This is a genomic window from Spirillospora sp. NPDC052242, assembly GCF_040679555.1.
In the GTDB taxonomy this organism is placed as follows: Bacteria; Actinomycetota; Actinomycetes; order Streptosporangiales; family Streptosporangiaceae; genus Spirillospora.
This window is the reverse complement of the sequence record NZ_JBFAUZ010000027.1, coordinates 88,658-104,771: the sequence shown is the minus strand read 5'-3', so window position 1 is coordinate 104,771 and position 16,114 is coordinate 88,658. Positions and strand designations below refer to the sequence as shown.

General features: G+C 74.4%; 13 protein-coding genes. 5 read left to right on the top strand and 8 right to left on the bottom strand.

Going from position 1 to position 16,114, the window contains the following annotated elements; genetic code table 11:
* Positions 1 to 69: 69 nt before the first annotated feature.
* The gene (locus tag AB0L25_RS22835; RefSeq protein WP_500174657.1) at positions 70 to 1,455 is read left to right on the top strand and encodes an FAD-binding oxidoreductase; all 1,386 of its coding nucleotides are present in this window, start codon (positions 70 to 72) and stop codon (positions 1,453 to 1,455) included.
* Positions 1,456 to 1,612: 157 nt separating this feature from the next.
* Positions 1,613 to 2,209, top strand: a complete 597-nt coding sequence (locus AB0L25_RS22830) for a flavin reductase family protein (RefSeq protein ID WP_500174656.1) — start codon at positions 1,613 to 1,615, stop codon at positions 2,207 to 2,209.
* 21 nt (positions 2,210 to 2,230) lie between these two features.
* Here the strand turns inward: AB0L25_RS22830 and AB0L25_RS22825 are convergent, their stop codons facing one another.
* From AB0L25_RS22825 to AB0L25_RS22805, 5 genes are all read right to left on the bottom strand, one after another.
* Entirely contained in the window at positions 2,231 to 3,457 is a 1,227-nt protein-coding gene (locus tag AB0L25_RS22825; protein ID WP_500174655.1) for an ROK family transcriptional regulator, read from the bottom strand.
* The gene (locus AB0L25_RS22820; RefSeq protein ID WP_500174678.1) at positions 3,454 to 4,212 is read right to left on the bottom strand and encodes an ATP-binding cassette domain-containing protein; all 759 of its coding nucleotides are present in this window, start codon (positions 4,210 to 4,212) and stop codon (positions 3,454 to 3,456) included. The genes AB0L25_RS22825 and AB0L25_RS22820 overlap by 4 nt, the downstream gene beginning before the upstream one ends.
* Before the next feature lie 188 nt (positions 4,213 to 4,400).
* The gene (locus AB0L25_RS22815; RefSeq protein ID WP_500174654.1) at positions 4,401 to 5,684 is read right to left on the bottom strand and encodes a sugar ABC transporter permease; all 1,284 of its coding nucleotides are present in this window, start codon (positions 5,682 to 5,684) and stop codon (positions 4,401 to 4,403) included.
* 13 nt (positions 5,685 to 5,697) lie between these two features.
* The gene (locus AB0L25_RS22810) at positions 5,698 to 6,483 is read right to left on the bottom strand and encodes an ATP-binding cassette domain-containing protein (protein WP_378303168.1); all 786 of its coding nucleotides are present in this window, start codon (positions 6,481 to 6,483) and stop codon (positions 5,698 to 5,700) included.
* Positions 6,484 to 6,597: 114 nt separating this feature from the next.
* Positions 6,598 to 7,680, bottom strand: a complete 1,083-nt coding sequence (locus AB0L25_RS22805) for a sugar ABC transporter substrate-binding protein (RefSeq protein WP_500174653.1) — start codon at positions 7,678 to 7,680, stop codon at positions 6,598 to 6,600.
* A 348-nt stretch (positions 7,681 to 8,028) separates the two neighbouring features.
* On the opposite strand from AB0L25_RS22805, the gene AB0L25_RS22800 reads away from it, so the two are divergent.
* Positions 8,029 to 9,840 carry a DUF6745 domain-containing protein gene (locus AB0L25_RS22800; RefSeq protein WP_500174652.1) on the top strand — a complete coding sequence of 604 codons (1,812 nt, stop codon included), beginning with the start codon at positions 8,029 to 8,031 and terminating at the stop codon, positions 9,838 to 9,840.
* A 9-nt stretch (positions 9,841 to 9,849) separates the two neighbouring features.
* Here the strand turns inward: AB0L25_RS22800 and AB0L25_RS22795 are convergent, their stop codons facing one another.
* Positions 9,850 to 10,149, bottom strand: coding sequence for a hypothetical protein (locus AB0L25_RS22795; protein WP_500174651.1), 300 nt, complete (start codon positions 10,147 to 10,149; stop codon positions 9,850 to 9,852).
* Between the two features lie 189 nt (positions 10,150 to 10,338).
* On the opposite strand from AB0L25_RS22795, the gene AB0L25_RS22790 reads away from it, so the two are divergent.
* Positions 10,339 to 11,436, top strand: coding sequence for a hypothetical protein (locus AB0L25_RS22790; RefSeq protein ID WP_500174650.1), 1,098 nt, complete (start codon positions 10,339 to 10,341; stop codon positions 11,434 to 11,436).
* Between the two features lie 18 nt (positions 11,437 to 11,454).
* On the opposite strand, the gene AB0L25_RS22785 is transcribed toward AB0L25_RS22790, so the two are convergent.
* Positions 11,455 to 12,525 (bottom strand): zinc-binding dehydrogenase, encoded by a 1,071-nt coding sequence (locus AB0L25_RS22785; protein ID WP_500174649.1) that lies wholly within the window; start codon positions 12,523 to 12,525, stop codon positions 11,455 to 11,457.
* A gap of 180 nt (positions 12,526 to 12,705) precedes the next feature.
* Between AB0L25_RS22785 and AB0L25_RS22780 the strand changes: the two genes are divergently transcribed.
* On the top strand, positions 12,706 to 15,234 hold the full coding sequence (locus tag AB0L25_RS22780) for a M14 family zinc carboxypeptidase (protein WP_500174648.1): 2,529 nt from the start codon (positions 12,706 to 12,708) through the stop codon (positions 15,232 to 15,234).
* A 40-nt stretch (positions 15,235 to 15,274) separates the two neighbouring features.
* Here the strand turns inward: AB0L25_RS22780 and AB0L25_RS22775 are convergent, their stop codons facing one another.
* Positions 15,275 to 15,946, bottom strand: a complete 672-nt coding sequence (locus AB0L25_RS22775; protein ID WP_500174647.1) for a hypothetical protein — start codon at positions 15,944 to 15,946, stop codon at positions 15,275 to 15,277.
* Positions 15,947 to 16,114 lie beyond the last annotated feature (168 nt).

The following is a 16,114-nucleotide window of genomic DNA, read 5'->3' as shown; positions in this document are numbered from 1 at the left end:
GGCCGCCGCGAGGCGTGGCCGGAGGTCGGGCGCCCGGTCGTGCGGCCCCGCTCGTCCGGGGAGAACATCATGAACAGCGCGACAATGGAGGCGCTGCGCTCCAGCGTGCGCGGACCGGTCATCGATCCGCGGGACGCCGCGTACGCCGAGGCCCGCAAGGTCTACAACGCGATGATCGACAAGCATCCGGCCGCGATCGTACGGTGCGCGGACACCGCCGACGTGATGGCGGCGGTCGCGGTCGTCCGCGACGCCGGGCTGGAACCGGCCGTCCGCGGCGGCGGGCACAGCGGGCCGGGGCTCTGCCTGGTGGACGAGGGCGTCACCATCGACCTGTCGCCGATGCGGTGGGTGCGGGTCGATCCCGCCGCCCGGACCGCGCAGGTCGGCGGCGGCGCCCTGCTCGGCGACCTCGACCACGCGACCCACGCCTTCGGCCTCGCCGCGCCCGCCGGGATCGTGTCCTCGACCGGCGCCGCGGGCCTCACCCTCGGCGGCGGCCACGGCTACCTCACGCGCAGGTACGGGCTGACGGTGGACAATCTGCTGGCCGCGGACGTCGTCCTGGCCGACGGGAGCTTCGTCACCGCCGACGAGAACGAGCATCCCGACCTGTTCTGGGCGCTGCGCGGCGGCGGCGGGAACTTCGGCGTCGTCACCTCCCTGACCTACCGGCTCCACCCGGTGGACACGGTCGGGATGGCGATCACCGTGTGGCCCGTCGAGCGCACCCGCGAGGTGCTCTCCTGGTACCGCGAGTTCCTCCCGCAGGCACCGGAGGACGTGTACGGCTTCTACACCATGTTCGTCATCCCGCCCGCCCCGCCCTTCCCCGCGGAGATCCACGGCCGGAAGATGTGCGGCGTCGTCTGGTGCCACACCGGGGATCCCAGCCGCTTCGAGGAGACGTTCGCCTCGATCGGCGAACCGGGCACGCCCACGTTCCACTTCGCGTCGCCCATGCCCTACCCCGCCGTCCAGAGCATGTTCGACGACCTGATCCCTCCCGGGTACCAGTGGTACTGGCGCGGCCACTTCTTCGACCGCATCCCCGACGCCGCTCTGGACGTGCACCTCGAGTACGGCGAGAAGGTCCCCACCCCTCTGTCGCTCATGCACCTCTACCCGGTCGACGGCGCCGCCCACCGGGTCGACCCGGACGGCACCGCCTGGAGCTACCGCGACGCCGTCTGGTCCGGCGTCCTCGCCGGAGTCGACCCCGACCCCGCCAACGCCGAGGCGATCCGGCGGTGGTGCGTCGACTACTGGGAGGCCATGCTCCCGTACTCGATGGGCGGCTCGTACGTGAACTTCATGGGAGCGGGCGAGGGCCGGGAGCGGGTCCTGGCGACCTACCGCGACCACTACGACCGGCTCGCGGAGATCAAGCGGACCTACGATCCCGACAACTTCTTCCGCGCGAACCAGAACATCGAACCGGCCCCGCGCCGCTGAGCGCGGGCGTCCCCTCCGACCGCCGACCTAGGCCCGACCAGGACCTTTGACCGAGTTCGTCCCCTTTGGGAATCAGCTTCCCCGTTGGTCGGCTGTACTGGACGTGCGCCGTGCACCGCGCGCGACGCGCGAACGCCCACGAGGAGGGATTGCGTCCATGCTCGACGGAGCCGCCGCGGCATCGCCGACGACCGCGCCCCCGACCGCGCCCCCGACCGTGCCCCCGACGACCGTGCGCCCGGGCGGCGCGGCGGCGTCCGAGGCGCCGCCGGTCACCGACATCGACGCCGCCCGGTTCCGCTCGGTGCTGGGCCGCTTCGCGACCGGCGTGGTCGCCATCACCGCCGTCGAGCCGGGCACCGGGACCCCCCTGGGCCTGGTGGCGAACTCCTTCACGTCCGTCTCGCTCGACCCGCCGCTCGTCGCGTTCTGCGTGGCGCACACCAGCAGCACGTGGCCGCGGCTGCGCGCCGCCGGGCGGCTGTGCGTGAACATCCTCGGCGAGCCGCAGCGGGACGTCAGCCGGCGGCTCGCGGCCAGGGGCGGCGACAAGTTCGCCGGCATCGGCTGGACCCCGTCGCCCGGCGGCGCCCCGCTGATCGACGGCGCCCTCGCGTGGATCGAGTGCTCGGTCGAGCGGGAGCACGCCGCGGGCGACCACGTGATCGTCGTCGCCCGGGTGCACGAGCTCGACAAGCACGCCGACGACGACCCGCTGATCTTCTACCGGGGCGGCTACGGCGGCCTCGCCTGACCACCGGCGCCCGCGCGCCCGCTAGACGGGCTCGTTCTCCGGCGTCCGCAGCCGGGCCAGCACCTGCACCGGGTCGGCCAGGACCTCCGCGAACGCGAACTCGGCGGCGCCGACGAGCGTCGTGTCGTCGCCCAGCGCGGCCGTCCGCAACCGGACCTTGTCGCGCGGCGCGGCCAGCGCGCCCTGCGCCAGCACGCTGCGGACCTGCGCGGCCGCCCCCAGGTAGATGTCGCGGAGCGTCCCGCCGAACACCACCAGGCCCGGGTTGAAGATGTTGACCAGGTTCGCGACGCCGAGGCCGAGCCACGTCCCGACGCGGTGCAGCGCCTCCCGCGCCACGATGTCGCCCCGGTCGGCGGCGTCCACGACGGCGCGCACCGCGTCCCGCCCCACCTGGTCGGGGCGTTCCTCGCGGCCGGCGTGGAACAGCAGCGTCCGCTCCCCCACCTCGGCCTCCAGGCAGCCCTTCGACCCGCACGCGCAGCGCCGCCCGCCCGGGTTGACGACCATGTGCCCGACCTCGCCGCCGAACCCCTCGTCGCCGCCGAGCAGCCGCCCGCCGACGATGATCCCGCCGCCGACGCCGACGTCGCCGTGCAGGTAGATGAGGTTGTCGCAGCCCACCCCGGTGCCCCGCTCGTGCTCGGCGAGCGCGCCCAGGTTGGCGTCGTTGCAGACCGACACGGGGATGCCGAGGCCGAGGCGGCGCGACAGCGCGTCGCCCAGCGGCAGGTCGCCGACGTCCAGGTTCGGGCCGAACATGATCGCGTCGTCGGCGCGGCGGACCGTTCCGGGGAAGCCCAGCGCGGCGCCGACGCAGACCGCGTCCCGCTCGGCCTTGCGGACGAGCGAGCGGGCGCCCGCCACGAGCGTGCCGAGCAACTCGGCCGGGTCGGAGTCGCGGGCCCGGCGGCCCTCCCGCCGGTCCAGGATCACCCCGCCGAGGCCGACCCGCGCGACGACGAAGCGGTCCACCGCGACCTCGAACGCCAGCACGTACACCCGCGTGGACTCCGGACGGACGACGAGCGACGGGCGCCCCGCGCGCCGCCCGGGCCCGCGCGGCAGCTCCTCGCGGACGAGCCCGGCCGCGGTTAGATCGGACGTCAGCGCCATGATCGTGCTGCGGTTGAGGCCCAGCGACTCGGCGAGCGTCGCGCGGGACGCGGGGCCCCGCAGGTGCACGAAGCGCAGCAGCGTCCCGAGGTTGTGCCGCCGGACGTCCTCCTGCGACGGTCCCGCCCTCATCGGCGCAGCCCCAGGTCGCCGCTGACGCCCGAGGTGATCAGTTCGACGACCTGCCGGTGCGTGACGTCGGCCGTCCGCACCTGCGCGGCGGTCCGGCCGAGGTAGAGCGCGCAGATGCGGTCGGAGACGGCGAACACGTCGTTCATGTTGTGCGAGATCAGCACGACCGCGAGGCCCCGGTCGGCGAGCCGCCGCACGATCTCCAGGACCTGCTGGGTCTGCACGACGCCGAGGGCCGCCGCGGGCTCGTCCAGGACGACGACCTTGCAGTCCCACAGCACGGCGCGGGCGATCGCGACCGTCTGCCGCTGCCCGCCCGACAGGTGCGCCACCCGCCGCCGCACCGAGTCGACCGTCCGGACCGACAGCCCGGACAGGGTGCGGCGGGCCATGTCCTCCATGGTCTCCTCGTCGAGCGCGAGGCCGCGGCGCCGCTCCCGGCCGAGGAAGAGGTTCTCCACGATGTCGAGGTTCTCGCACAGCGCGAGGTCCTGGTGGACGACCTCGATGCCGAGGGACGACGCCGCGCGGGGGCTGCCGAGCCGCACCGGGCGTCCCTCGAAGCGGTACTCGCCGCGGTCGATCGCGTGGACGCCGCCGATGCACTTGACGAGGGTGGTCTTGCCGGCGCCGTTGTCGCCGACGAGGGCGGTGACCTCGCCCGGATGGGCGGCGAAGGAGACGTCGTGCAGCACCTGGACCGAACCGAAGCTCTTGTCGATGCCGCGCAGGTCGAGAACAGGAGTTCTGGACATCCCGCTGGGCTCCCACCGTGCCGCGCCGCCGCGTCCCGCGCGGCCGTGGACGCCGAGCGTATCAGCGGTCGCCCACGGCGCGGAAACGCCCGCGGGCCCGTCCGGAGCGGGGAACCCGGACGGGCCGGCGGGCGCGACCGGGGAGCCGACGGCGCGCGCCATCGGCTCCCGGTGGTCGCCGGGCCGGTTCATCTGCCCGCGGCGCTGCGCCGCCGGCGGGCCAGCGCGTCGATGCTCGCGGCGAACAGCAGCACGAGGCCGGTGATGAGCAGCGTCAGGTACGCCGACGTCCCGATCAGCCCGAGCCCGTTCTGGATCATCGCGATGACCAGGCCGCCGAGGATCGCGTCCCGCGCCTTGCCGCGGCCGCCGAACAGGCTCGTCCCGCCGATCACCGCGGCGCCGACCGCGTACAGCAGGGTGTCGCCGCCGCCCGCCGCGGTGTTGACCGACATCAGCCGGGACGCCGCGACGATGCCGCTGACCGCCGCCAGCCCCGACCCGATCATGAAGACGGAGATCCGGATGCGGGTGACGTTGATGCCGGCCCGCCGCGCGGCCTCCGCGTTGCCGCCGACCGCGTACACGTGCCGTCCGAACGGCGTCCGGGTGAGGACGAACGTGCAGCCGATCAGCAGGACGCCGACCAGCAGCACGCCCCACGGGACGCCCGCGACGACGGCCAGCGGGCTGGGCGCGCGGTCGACGCTCAGCACGGCGGTGCCGATGAGCAGCGCCGCGGCGATGGCGCCGGACTGGACGAGGACGAGCTGCAGCGGGCGGGAGTGCAGGCCCGCGGAGCGCTGCCGCCGCCAGCGCAGCAGCTGCAGGCCCGCGTAGCCGGCCGAGCAGGCGATGGCGAGCGTCCAGCCGACCCAGATCGGCATGTTGCGGTTGGCGAGCGCCACGATGACGTCGTCGCGGACGGCGACCGTGCCGCCCTCGCCGATGAGCCACAGGATGACGCCCTGGAGGCCGAGGAAGAACGCCAGCGTGACGACGAACGAGGGGATCCGCACCACCGCGACCAGCCAGCCGATCACGGCGCCGATGACGATCCCGGCGGCGAGGGCGCTGAGCACCGCGACCGGCCAGGCGTATCCGGCGTCGGTGAGCAGCTTGGCGAGGACCGCCGCGGTGACGCCGCTCGTCACGCCCGCCGACAGGTCGATCTCGCCGAGGAGCAGCACGAACACCAGGCCCATCGCGAGCAGCGAGATGGGGAGCGCCTGGGTGAACAGGTTCGCGATGTTGGTGTTGCTCAGGAAGGTCTCGGGCTTGAGGGCGGTGAACAGCACGACCAGGGAGATCAGGCCGAGCGCGGCGGGCAGGGCGCCCAGCTCGCCGGCCCGCAGGCGGCCCCAGTAGTCGAGCAGCGCCGACCGCAGGTCGTGCTCGCGCAGGTCGGTGGCGAAGTCCGAGTCCGCCAGCTTCACGGCGGCCTTCTTGCCTTCGGGGATTTCGGTGGACACCTGCTGCCCCTTTTCAGATGTTCTCGGCGGCGGTCGTCGGCGCGAGGCCGAGATCACCGGAACGGCCGGCGGTGATGAGCTCCACGACCTGGCCGTGGGTGACCTCGGAGCGCGCGACGTCCGCCGCGACCCGTCCGAGGTAGAGGGCGGTGATCCGGTCGGCCACCCGGAACACGTCGTTCATGTTGTGCGAGATCAGCACGACGGCGTGGCCGGTGTCGGCGAGCCGCCGCACCAGGTCCAGCACCTGCTCGGTCTGCGCGACGCCGAGCGCGGCCGTCGGCTCGTCCAGGATGACGACCTTCGACTCCCACAGGGCGGCCTTGGCGATCGCGACCGTCTGCCGCTGCCCGCCCGACAGGTTCGACACCTGCTGCCGCACCGACTTGACCGTCCGGACCGACAGCCGCGCGAGCGTCTCGCGGGCCGCCTTCTCCATGGACGCCTCGTCCAGCACGGCGAACTTCCGCCGCTCCCGGCCGAGGAACATGTTCTGGACGATGTCGAGGTTGTCGGCGAGCGCGAGGTCCTGGTAGACGACCTCGATGCCGAGGTCGGCGGCGGCGCGCGGGCCGTCGATGGTCACCGGGCGGCCCTCGAACTCGATCCGGCCCGAGTCGACGGGATGGATCCCGGCGATGCACTTGATGAGGGTGGACTTTCCCGCGCCGTTGTCGCCGACGAGGGCCATCACCTCCCCGCGCCGCACCGCGAAGTCCACGTCGTGCAGCACGTGGACGGGGCCGAAGCTCTTGTTGAGCCCGGTCAGGCGCAGTACGGGGTCACCGTTGTCTGCCACGTGTTTCCTTCCAGGGGTCGTGCCCGTGGCGGGCCCCCGGCGCGTCCCGGGGTTCCGGGCACCCGGGGCGCGGGGAGCGGGGGCCCGCCACGAGGTCAACGGGGAGCCGTGCCCTTACTGGACGCCGGCGTCCTTGCACTTCTGCGCGTAGGCGCCCGCGCACAGCTCCGCGGCCTTCACGAAGCCGTCGTCGACGACCCGCTTGATGTTCTCCTTGGTGACGGTGACCGGCTCGAGCAGCACCGACGGGACGTCCCGGTTGCCCTTCGGGTCCTTGACGGTGCCGTTCGTCTCGCCCTTCTCGCCCTTCAGCAGCGACACCGCGAGCTTCGCGGCGGCGTCCGCCTCCTGCTTGATCGGCTTGTAGACGGTCATGCACTGGTTGCCGTCCAGGATGTTCTGCAGGCCCTGCAGGGTGGCGTCCTGGCCGGTCACGGCGACCTCTCCGGCGGCCTGGTTCTTCTTCAGGATCGAGATGACCGCGTTGCCGATGCCGTCGTTGGCGGCGAGCACGCCGTCGATCTCGCCCTTCTGCTCGGTCCACATCTGCTCGAACAGCGTGGCGGCCTCTTCGGCCTTCCAGTCCGGGACGGCCTGCTCGGCGACCTTCTTGTAGTTCGCGACCTTGTCGAGGACGCCGTGGTAGCCCTGCGCGAAGAGCGTCGCGTTGTTGTCGGTCGGGGCGCCGTTCAGGTAGACGATGTTCGACTGCTCGTCGCCGAGGCACTCCTGCAGGCCCTTGCCGAGGTGCTCGCCGACGACCACGTTGTCGAACGACACGTAGTAGTCGGAGACGCCGCCGAGGGTGAGCCGGTCGTAGTCGATCGTCGGCACGCCCCGGTTCTTCGCCAGGCGCTGCACGGCCGCGGCCGAGTTGGAGTCGATGCCGTCCACGATGAGGACGGTGACGCCGTTGGTGAGCATCTGCTCGGCGATCGTCTGGAACCGCTGGGCCGAGCCCTCGGCGTTCTGGATGTCGTACTCGACGCCCGCCGCCTTGAACGCCTCGGCCAGGTACGGGCGGTCGAAGCTCTCGTAGCGGTCCGACGACGTCGTGTCGGGCAGGATCACGCCGATCTTGCCCTCGGCCGCGCCGGCCGCGCCGTCCTCGGAGTCGTCCCCGCAGGCGGTGAGCGACGTGAGCGACAGTGCCGCGGCGGCGGACGCCGCCGCCAGGCGGAGGATCCCCTTGCGCATTGCACGGGTCCTTTCTGGGGGGTCGGCCGCAGAGCGGCCTCGGGGGGGTTTTCTCCGCCGGTGTGCGGGCCCGTCCCCACCGGCGTGAATGTTGTGTCCCGCAACTTATGTCCCGTCCGGCCGTCGCGCCAGACCCGGACCCCGCCCAATTTGTTGTGGGCAGTAACAATCAAGTAACGCGAGGCGAACCGCACGTTGCCGGCGAACGACCTGATCAAGCCCATGACCGGCCCGGACGCCGGATTGTTCGCCGGATCAACATTCCCGGGTTCCGCGCGACCCCGGAACCTGTCCGGCGCGGCGCGGCTCTGAGTGGAGTCCTGTCGCGACGAAAGCGGAGAGCCATCGATGACCTCAGAAGGAACCGGCGCCGGGCACCTCGTCGACGAGCTGTGCGGGCGGTGGGAGGCCGCCGCGGCCGAACCGGACCGCGGCGACGCCGAACGGGCCATCGCGGAACTGTACGAGGCCCGCGGGTGGGGACGCCCCAAGGCCGTCGTCTGGCTCGACTCGCCCCTGGCGGGGGCGATAGCGGCGCGGACCCTCCTCTACGGCCACGAGCATCTGGACCGGGCCCGCCACCCCGAGGCGCACGACCTCTGGGCCGGTGCGGCGACGGCGCGCCTGGAGGGGACGTACGGCACCTTCGGCGGACCGGAACCCTCCTCCTTCGAGGAGAACGAGCCCCTCGCCGCGAGATGGCGGGTCCCGCCGGTCGACTCGGCCCACAAGCTGTCCTACGACCTGGACGGCCCGGACGTCCGGGCCGTCCTCGGCCGTGTCGGCGAACCCGCCTGGGCGATCAACACCGCCGTCGTCCACCGCTTCAAGGAGGAGGCGCTGTCGCCCGGCGATCCCGGACTCTTCGCCGCCGTCGCCGCGCGGGCGCACGAGCGGTTGCTGCGGGACCTGCGCCCGGCCTTCCCCACCGAGCACTGGGACGCGGTGTCTGCGGCGCTCCGCTCCTGCGCCGAGGCGCCGCGGCCGGACGACTGGAAGCGGTGGCGGCGGGTGTGGGAGGCGGTGCGCGCACCGAACCACCACGCGCTGCTCATCCTCGCGGCGGTGCGCCACGGCGGCGTCCCCGGGACCGGCGACCTCGCGGCCCGGCTGCGCATGGTCCCGGCCGTGGGCTGGTGGTGGGCGCTCAACGACATCGCCGTGGTGGCCGCGCCGCCCGTCGAGGCGCACATCGATTCGCTGGGCCGGCTGCACCGCGAGGACGGGCCCGCCGTCCGGTACGCGGACGGCTTCGCGCACCACTGCTGGAGCGGGCAGCTCGTGCCGGCCGGGCTCGTCGATCCCGGGTGGAGCGCGGCGGACGTCGTCCGGGCGTCCGACGAGGAGCTGCGGGAACGGGCGGTACGGGAGTTCGGCGCCGCCTCGTACGCCGCCCTTCTCCCGGCCGACCAGGTCGCGTCCGACCTGCGGCGCTGCGCGGTCGACCGGCTGGGCTGGGCGCGCTTCGCCGCCGAGGCGCCGCTGGCGCGCGTCGCCGGGCCCGTGCCCGACCCCGGCGATCCGGGGTGCGAGCTGACGCTCCACGACGTCCCCGCGGTGCTGCTCGGCCGGGCCGCCCGCGTGGTGGTGCGGTCCGGCGGCGCCTGGGACGGGGCCGCGATCCTCGTGCCCGCCGACGCTTCGGACCCGCTGGAGGCCGCGGGCTGGCTCGGCTTCGGCGCGCCCGAGCCGGCGCCGCTGCCCGACCTGCTGACGCGCATCTGGGAGAGCGAGGAGCTGCAGGACCACCTCGCCGGGCTCGACTGCGCGATGCCGCACGAGCACGTCGAGGCCGTCCACCTGTACTGCGGCGCCCCGCTGTACGCGTTCGCCGGGCACGGCACGGGCGGCACGTACTTCCTGTGCGGCGACGGTCCCCGGCGTCCGGTCCTGTACGCCGACTCCGAGGGCGGCTACCAGGTGCTCGGCCGCGATCTCGAGGAGGCCCTGCGGTTCATGGTCAGCGCGAACCCCGACGGCGGCGACCCCGAGGAGGCCGACGACGAGGCCGCGGAGGCGTTCGGGCTGCGGCCGCTGCCGCCCGGGGAGTACCGGGCGCAGCGCCGCGGGGCCGAGGCCATGGCGGGCGCGCTCGCGCTGGTGATGGCCGACGAGAACAACGTCTACGACTACCGGCCGACCACGTGGTTCCGCTGCTGAACCGGCGCGTCAGAGCGGCGACGCGAGCACGGCGGCGATGCGGTCGGCCGCACCGGCGACGTCGTCGGCCAGGGTGATCCGCTCCGACCACGACCACCAGAACCACCAGCCGTCGGCGGCCTCCTCGACGAGGATGTTCTCGGTCAGGGCGGACGCGTCCGGGTTCGCCACGTGCAGCGCGGGCGACTGCCCGCGGGGCAGCGTGAGCCGCACGCGGAAGCCGCGCGCGGCCAGCGCGTCGCCGAGCTCTTCCAGGTATTCGATCCGCGACTTCGTCGGCGTCGCGGGCTCCATGCCGTCAGGCGTCATCCTCGTTCCTTCGTGGATCCGGCGGCCCGACGAGGAGTCACCCTTCCGTGTCCCCGGCCCGTGTGCAAGCACTTCGGGCAGGTCAGCAGGGCGTGCCGCGACGGACGGGCGCGGCGCGTCGACGGGCGGCCCGCCATCCGGGATATCTTGCGCATTGCAGACGGCAAGCGGCGAGATGGGGGCGATGACGTGGGCGGCGCCGAGGCGGAGCGGACACGGCCGGACCAGCGGCTGCCGAAGCGCGACGGCACGCCGGAGGAGACCGCGGCGGACGGCGGCGAGACCCGCGACGAGGCGGCCGAGGACACGGTCGAGGACACCGCCGGGGAGGCCGGCGGCGGGACGGGCGACGAGCTCGTCGCCGGGCAGACCCTCGTGGACGAGCCGTCCCCGCGGGTGCCGAAGGAGGGCTGGACGGCCGAGCTGCCCGCGCCGTCCGGCGGCGACGGCGGCGCGGACCCGGAGGACGGGCCGCGGGCGGCGTCCGGGCCGGAGGCGACGCGGCCCGCGCCGCTTCCCGTGCCGCCGTCCGAGGACGAACCGGCGGACGCGTCCCCCGAGCCTGTGTCGGAGCCCGTGTCGGAGGCGGAGGCGACGCGGCCCGCGCCGCTCCCGTCCGTCCCGCGGCCCGCCGATCCGGTCGAGCCGGCGGACGCGACGGCTCCGGCGCCGCTACCGGCGCCCGAGCCCGTGCCGCCGGTGGCCGCGCCGTCCGTCCCGGCACCGCGCCCGACCCCGCCCCCGGCTCCCACACCGCCCGTCCAGGGCGGGACGAGCGGGGCGGCCAAGCCCGGGGAGAGCCCGACGTGGCACCGGCAGCACTACACCGTGGGCGTGTTCCTCCTCGCCTACGGGGTGATGAGCCTGGTCAGCGGGGCGCTGCTGTGGGGCGACCGGCGCGAGGAGGTCGGGGACTACTTCGCGTCCGGCCCGTCGGGGACGATCCTGGTCCTGGCGAAGGCGGTCCAGGCGGTGCTGGTGCTGATCAGCGCGGCGGCCATCGCGCGCCGCCGCGACACCTGGTTCGTGCCGCCGCTGGCCGGGTGGATGGCGGGCTTCGCGCTGTTCGCCGTCCTGGACGTGTACACCGCGCGCTGGGGCGGGCTGCTGGAGCACCTGCTGTATCTGGCCGGGTTCGTGGTCCTGCTGTTCCTGTCGTACGGGCTGAGCGCGAAGGCGCAGGTCGGCGGCGCGGCGCGGGCGTCCGGGCAGGAGGCGCCGCCGGAGGGGCTGACCCGGACGCAGGAGCTCGCCCTGGCGGCGATCAACCGGCTGCCGCGCCGCTGACCCGGCGCCCGCACCGGGTCACGGCACGACGACGATCTTCGCGTGCCGGTCCGGCCGGGACAGCTCGGTGAACGCGTCCGCGAGCCCGTCCAGGCCGACGGTGCCGGTGATGACGGACCCGGCGTCGATCCGGCCCTCGGCGATGTCGGTCAGCGTGGCGCCGTACTCCGCGGGCAGCGCGCCGAACGTGCCGCGGATCGTCAGCTCCTTGCTGACCGCGACGCCGGGCTCGATCTCGTCCGGCTGCATGCACACCCCGACCACCATGATCGTCGAGCCGGCGGGGGCGCCCTCGACGGCGGCGCCGAGCATGCCCGGGACGCCGACGCACTCGAACACGACGGCCTGGCGCACGTCGAGGCCGAACAGCTCGGCGGCGATGCGGTCGACGGTGCCGGTGGGGACGCCGAGGTCCGCCCAGCGGTCGTAGGGGGACGCGGCGGCCGGGTCGATCACCTCGTCGGCGCCGAGCCCCGCGGCGAGGGCGCGGCGCTTCGGGGAGAAGTCCACGGCGATCACCGGGCCGTGGCCGCGGGCCTTGAGGGCGGCGACGACGCCCAGCCCGATCGGGCCGAGGCCGAGGACGACCGCGACGGAGCCCGCCGCGATCCCGCTGCGCAGGACCGCGCGGGTCCCGACGGCGAACGGCTCGGTGATGGCGGCGGTCCGCGGGTCGAGCCCGTCCGGGACGGGCAGCGTGAGGGCCTCGTTGAGGATCATGTACTCGCCGTAGCCGCCGGGGTAGGCGGGGTTGTAGCCGATGATGCCCGAGCCCTGCGGGCCGATACCGATGGGCGGCCCGCAGACGGCGGCGCCGATCGGCAGCTTCCGCTCGGTCCCGGGACCGTAGTCGACGATCTCGCCCGCGAACTCGTGCCCGAAGACGAGGCCGTCGCGGGGGTCGTGGGGGGTGCCGCCGGAGCGCCGGGTGGTGTCCATGAAGGCGTCCGGGTCCTGGAGGGCGTGCAGGTCGGAACCGCAGATCCCGCAGGCGAGCGTGCGGACGAGGAGCTGCCCCTCCTGCGGGACCGGGTCCGGGACGTCGGTCACGATCATGGTCTTGTCGGCGGTGGTCAACGCAGCGCGCATCCGCGGCCTCCGGTCTTCCGGGCGAACGGTCGTTCCCGGAACGGAACCACGTTCGGCGCCCGCGCGGTAGTACCCGGCGCCACTGATCACTGGCAGGTTTGTGGGTCCGGAGGCGGGAAAAGCCGATCTTGGCAGATGTTGCCCTTGGTGCACGATGTGCCCCATGCCACTTTCTGGAGCATGAGAGTGCGAAAGACGACGTGGTCGGTGGCGCTGGCCGCGTCCCTGGCGGTACCCGCCGCCGTGGCGGCCCCCGCCGCCGCCCGGTCCCCCGAGGCCCCCGCGGCGGCCTGCGCCCCCACCCGAACCGAGCCCGCGTACCGCGGCGACGTCCCGGCGCCCGCCGACGTCCTGGGCTTCGACCTCGGCGAACGGCCGGTCAGCGCCGCCGAGTCCGACCGGTACCTGGAGACGGTCGCCGCGCGCAGCGACCGCGTCGTGTCCGGGACCCTCGGCACGAGCGCGCAGGGCCGCCCGCTGAAGTACGCCGTCGTGGGCGAGCCGCGGCTGGTCACGAAGGCGGGACTGGCGAAGGTGCGCCGGGACGCGCACCGGCTGCGCGACCCGCGCACCCCCGACCGCCTCGCCGAGCGGCTCGCGCGGACCGGCGTCCCGATCCTGTGGGTCAGCGGGAACGTGCACGGCGACGAGCCCAGCGGGACGGACGCCGCCCTGCGAGTGCTGCGCGACCTCGGCGACCGCACGGACTGCGCGGCGGAGCGCATCCTCGACAACGCGCTCGTGGTGGTCCTGCCGACGCAGAACCCGGACGGGCGCGAGCTCGGCACCCGGGAGAACGCCTACGGCTTCGACATGAACCGCGACTGGTTCGCCCGCACCCAGCCGGAGACGGACGCCAAGCTGGCGATGCTGAACCAGTACCCGCCCGTCCTCTACATCGACGCGCACGAGATGGGCGGGACGTCCTACTTCTTCCCGCCGAACGCCGACCCGATCTACCACGAGACGCCCGAGCAGGCGATCGGGTGGATCAACGGGATCTACGGGACGGCGATGGCCGCCGAGTTCGAGGCGCGCGGCATCGACTTCTTCAACCGCAATGTCTACGACCTCTTCTACCAGGGGTACGGCGACACGGTGCCGACGAGCGCGTTCCACGCGGCCGGGATGACCTTCGAGAAGGGCGGCGAGAGCCCGTTCCCGGAGCGCGTGACGGAGCAGTACCTCAGCCAGTGGGTGACGCTGTCGGCCGCCGCCCGCAACCGGCAGCGGCTCCTCACCGAATGGCGCGCGATGTCGGTCGAGGCCCGGCAGCAGGGCGAGGCGGGCGAGCTCGAACCCAACCGGGTCTACAACCCGGGCAACGAGGTCGTGCGCCCGGTCCCCGACCGCGAGGTCCGGCACTACTTCCTGCGGGACGACGACCGGGCGAAGCGCGACGAGGTCCGGACGATCGTCCGCCGGCTCCAGCGGATGGGCGTCGAGGTCGAACGGCTCGCGCGGCCCCTGACCGTCCCGGACTACAAAGAGCACGGGCGTCCCGCGGGCAGGACCACCCTGCCGGCGGGCACGTACTGGATCTCCATGGCCCAGCCGGAGAAGCACTGGATCCAGGCCATGCTCAACGAGGACTCCTACACGCCGTTCCCGTACTTCTACGACGTGACGGCCTGGAGCCTGCCGCTGCTGGCGAACGTCTCGGGCGGCTCGTCCGGCGCCGAGCTCCGGCCCCGCGCCCGTCCGGTCCGGCCCGTCCCCGCCGAGCGCCCGGACCGCGCGGGCGAGGCGCCGGAGATCGGCGTCCTGCAGCTGTCGAAGACCTCGTCGTCCGCGCGGCAGTCGACCGGCTGGCTGCGGCACCGGCTCGACCGCGACTGGCGGCTCCCGTTCACGCTGCTGCACCCGTCCGACGTCGCGTCCGGACGGCTGGACGGCGTGGACGTCCTGCTGGTCCCGGACGGCCCCGCCGGCGCGGCGCACGACGCGCTCGGCGAGGCGGGACGGGCGGCGCTGCAGGAGTGGACGCGCGGCGGCGGCCGGTACGTCGGCTGGCAGGGCGGCACGGAACTCGCGGCCCGGCTCGGGCTGACGACCGCGACGCTCGCCGAGCCCGCGTCCGACATCCCCGGCACGCTGTTCCGCGCGACCGTCGACCGCGGCAGCCCGCTGGCGAAGGACGTCGGCGGCACCGTCTGGAACTTCACCTCGTACGACGCGGTGATGCGCGCGTCCAGCGGCGTCGTCGTCCGCTATCCCGGGACCGGCTCCCCCGACTGGTTCGTCTCCGGCTACCAGCGCGGCGGCGAGGAACTGGGCGGGACGGCCGCGGTCGTCGACCAGCCGGTCGGCGCGGGACGGTCGGTGCTGTTCGCGGCCGAGCCGAACTTCCGGGCGTTCACCGACGGGACGGCCGGGCTGCTGCGCAACGCGATCCTCGGGCCCGACCCGGAGCGGGCGCCGCGGCCGCGGGCGGCGGCCACGGCGGAGGCGTCCCGGTCGGCGGCGGCGCTGCCGGACCGCGAGGCGCCGATCCGGGTGTCGGTGCGCGCCGGGGACGCCGCCGCCGCCGAGTCGGTGCTGCGGTCGGTCGGCGCGACGTGGGACGAGCGCCGCGACGGCGACGCCGTCCGGTTCGTGATCGCCAACCCGCGCGGGCTGCCGGTGGACCACCACCCGTTCGCGCGCCGGCTGCCCGCGCTCATCGCGGAGGCCGGGATCGACCCGCTGGCGGTGACGCTGCCGGGCTAGCCGCCATGCCGCCCGGGGCGGGCGCGTCCCGCCCCGGGCGTCAGCGGACGATCCAGGCGATCGCGGTCATCGTGCCGGGCGGGACCTCGGTGAAGCCGCCGTCGCGGACCGCGACCGCCGCCTCCTTCACGCACGTCCGCCACGGGACGTCCCGCGTCAGGTGCACGCGCGCGCCCGCGTCGAGCCACGCCGCCACGTGCTTGCGCTTCCCCTGCCGCAGCAGCAGTTGCGCGGCGTGCCCGCACTGCGCCGCCGCCTTCCCCGTGGTCATCGTGACGTCCGGGTGGAGGGCGATCGCCGCGTACGGGGCCGGGGGCGGCGGGGGCGGCTCCTCCGCCTCCGCCAGGTCGAGCCCCGCGACCTGCAGTTTCGCGAGCTGCGGCGGGACGTCCGCCACCGGGCCGGGCGGGAACGCCCGCACCTGCGCGCCCGCGTGCTCGACGGTGACGCCCGGCAGCGCCTGCGCCTCCGGCCAGCGGACGCCCCGCGCCCGCCGCGTCACCTTGCGGATCCGGCGCGACTCCCACGCCTCGACGGCCGCGCGCCACTCGCCGTCCGGCGCCGTCGCCCGCGGGTCGGTGAGCAGCCGGACGACCGCCGCCGCGGCCGCCGCGCAGACGGCGCCGTGCGCGGGCGGATCGGCCTTCTCCGCCCGGACCACCAGCTGCATGGCCCACGGCGGATCGTCGAGGGGATCGAAGTCGGGTCGCACTCCTGGAGTATTCCAAACCCGATCCAATGCCCCGCACGCGACTTTCCGCCGCTCGGAGTGGGTACGGCAACCTTTACCGTTCCGCGATCGTTCAGAACGAGTGGGAGGGCGGCCGACGCCTGAGCCGGGCGGGGCCGCCCAGGCGGAGGAGTCTGGTGGGAGGTCCCC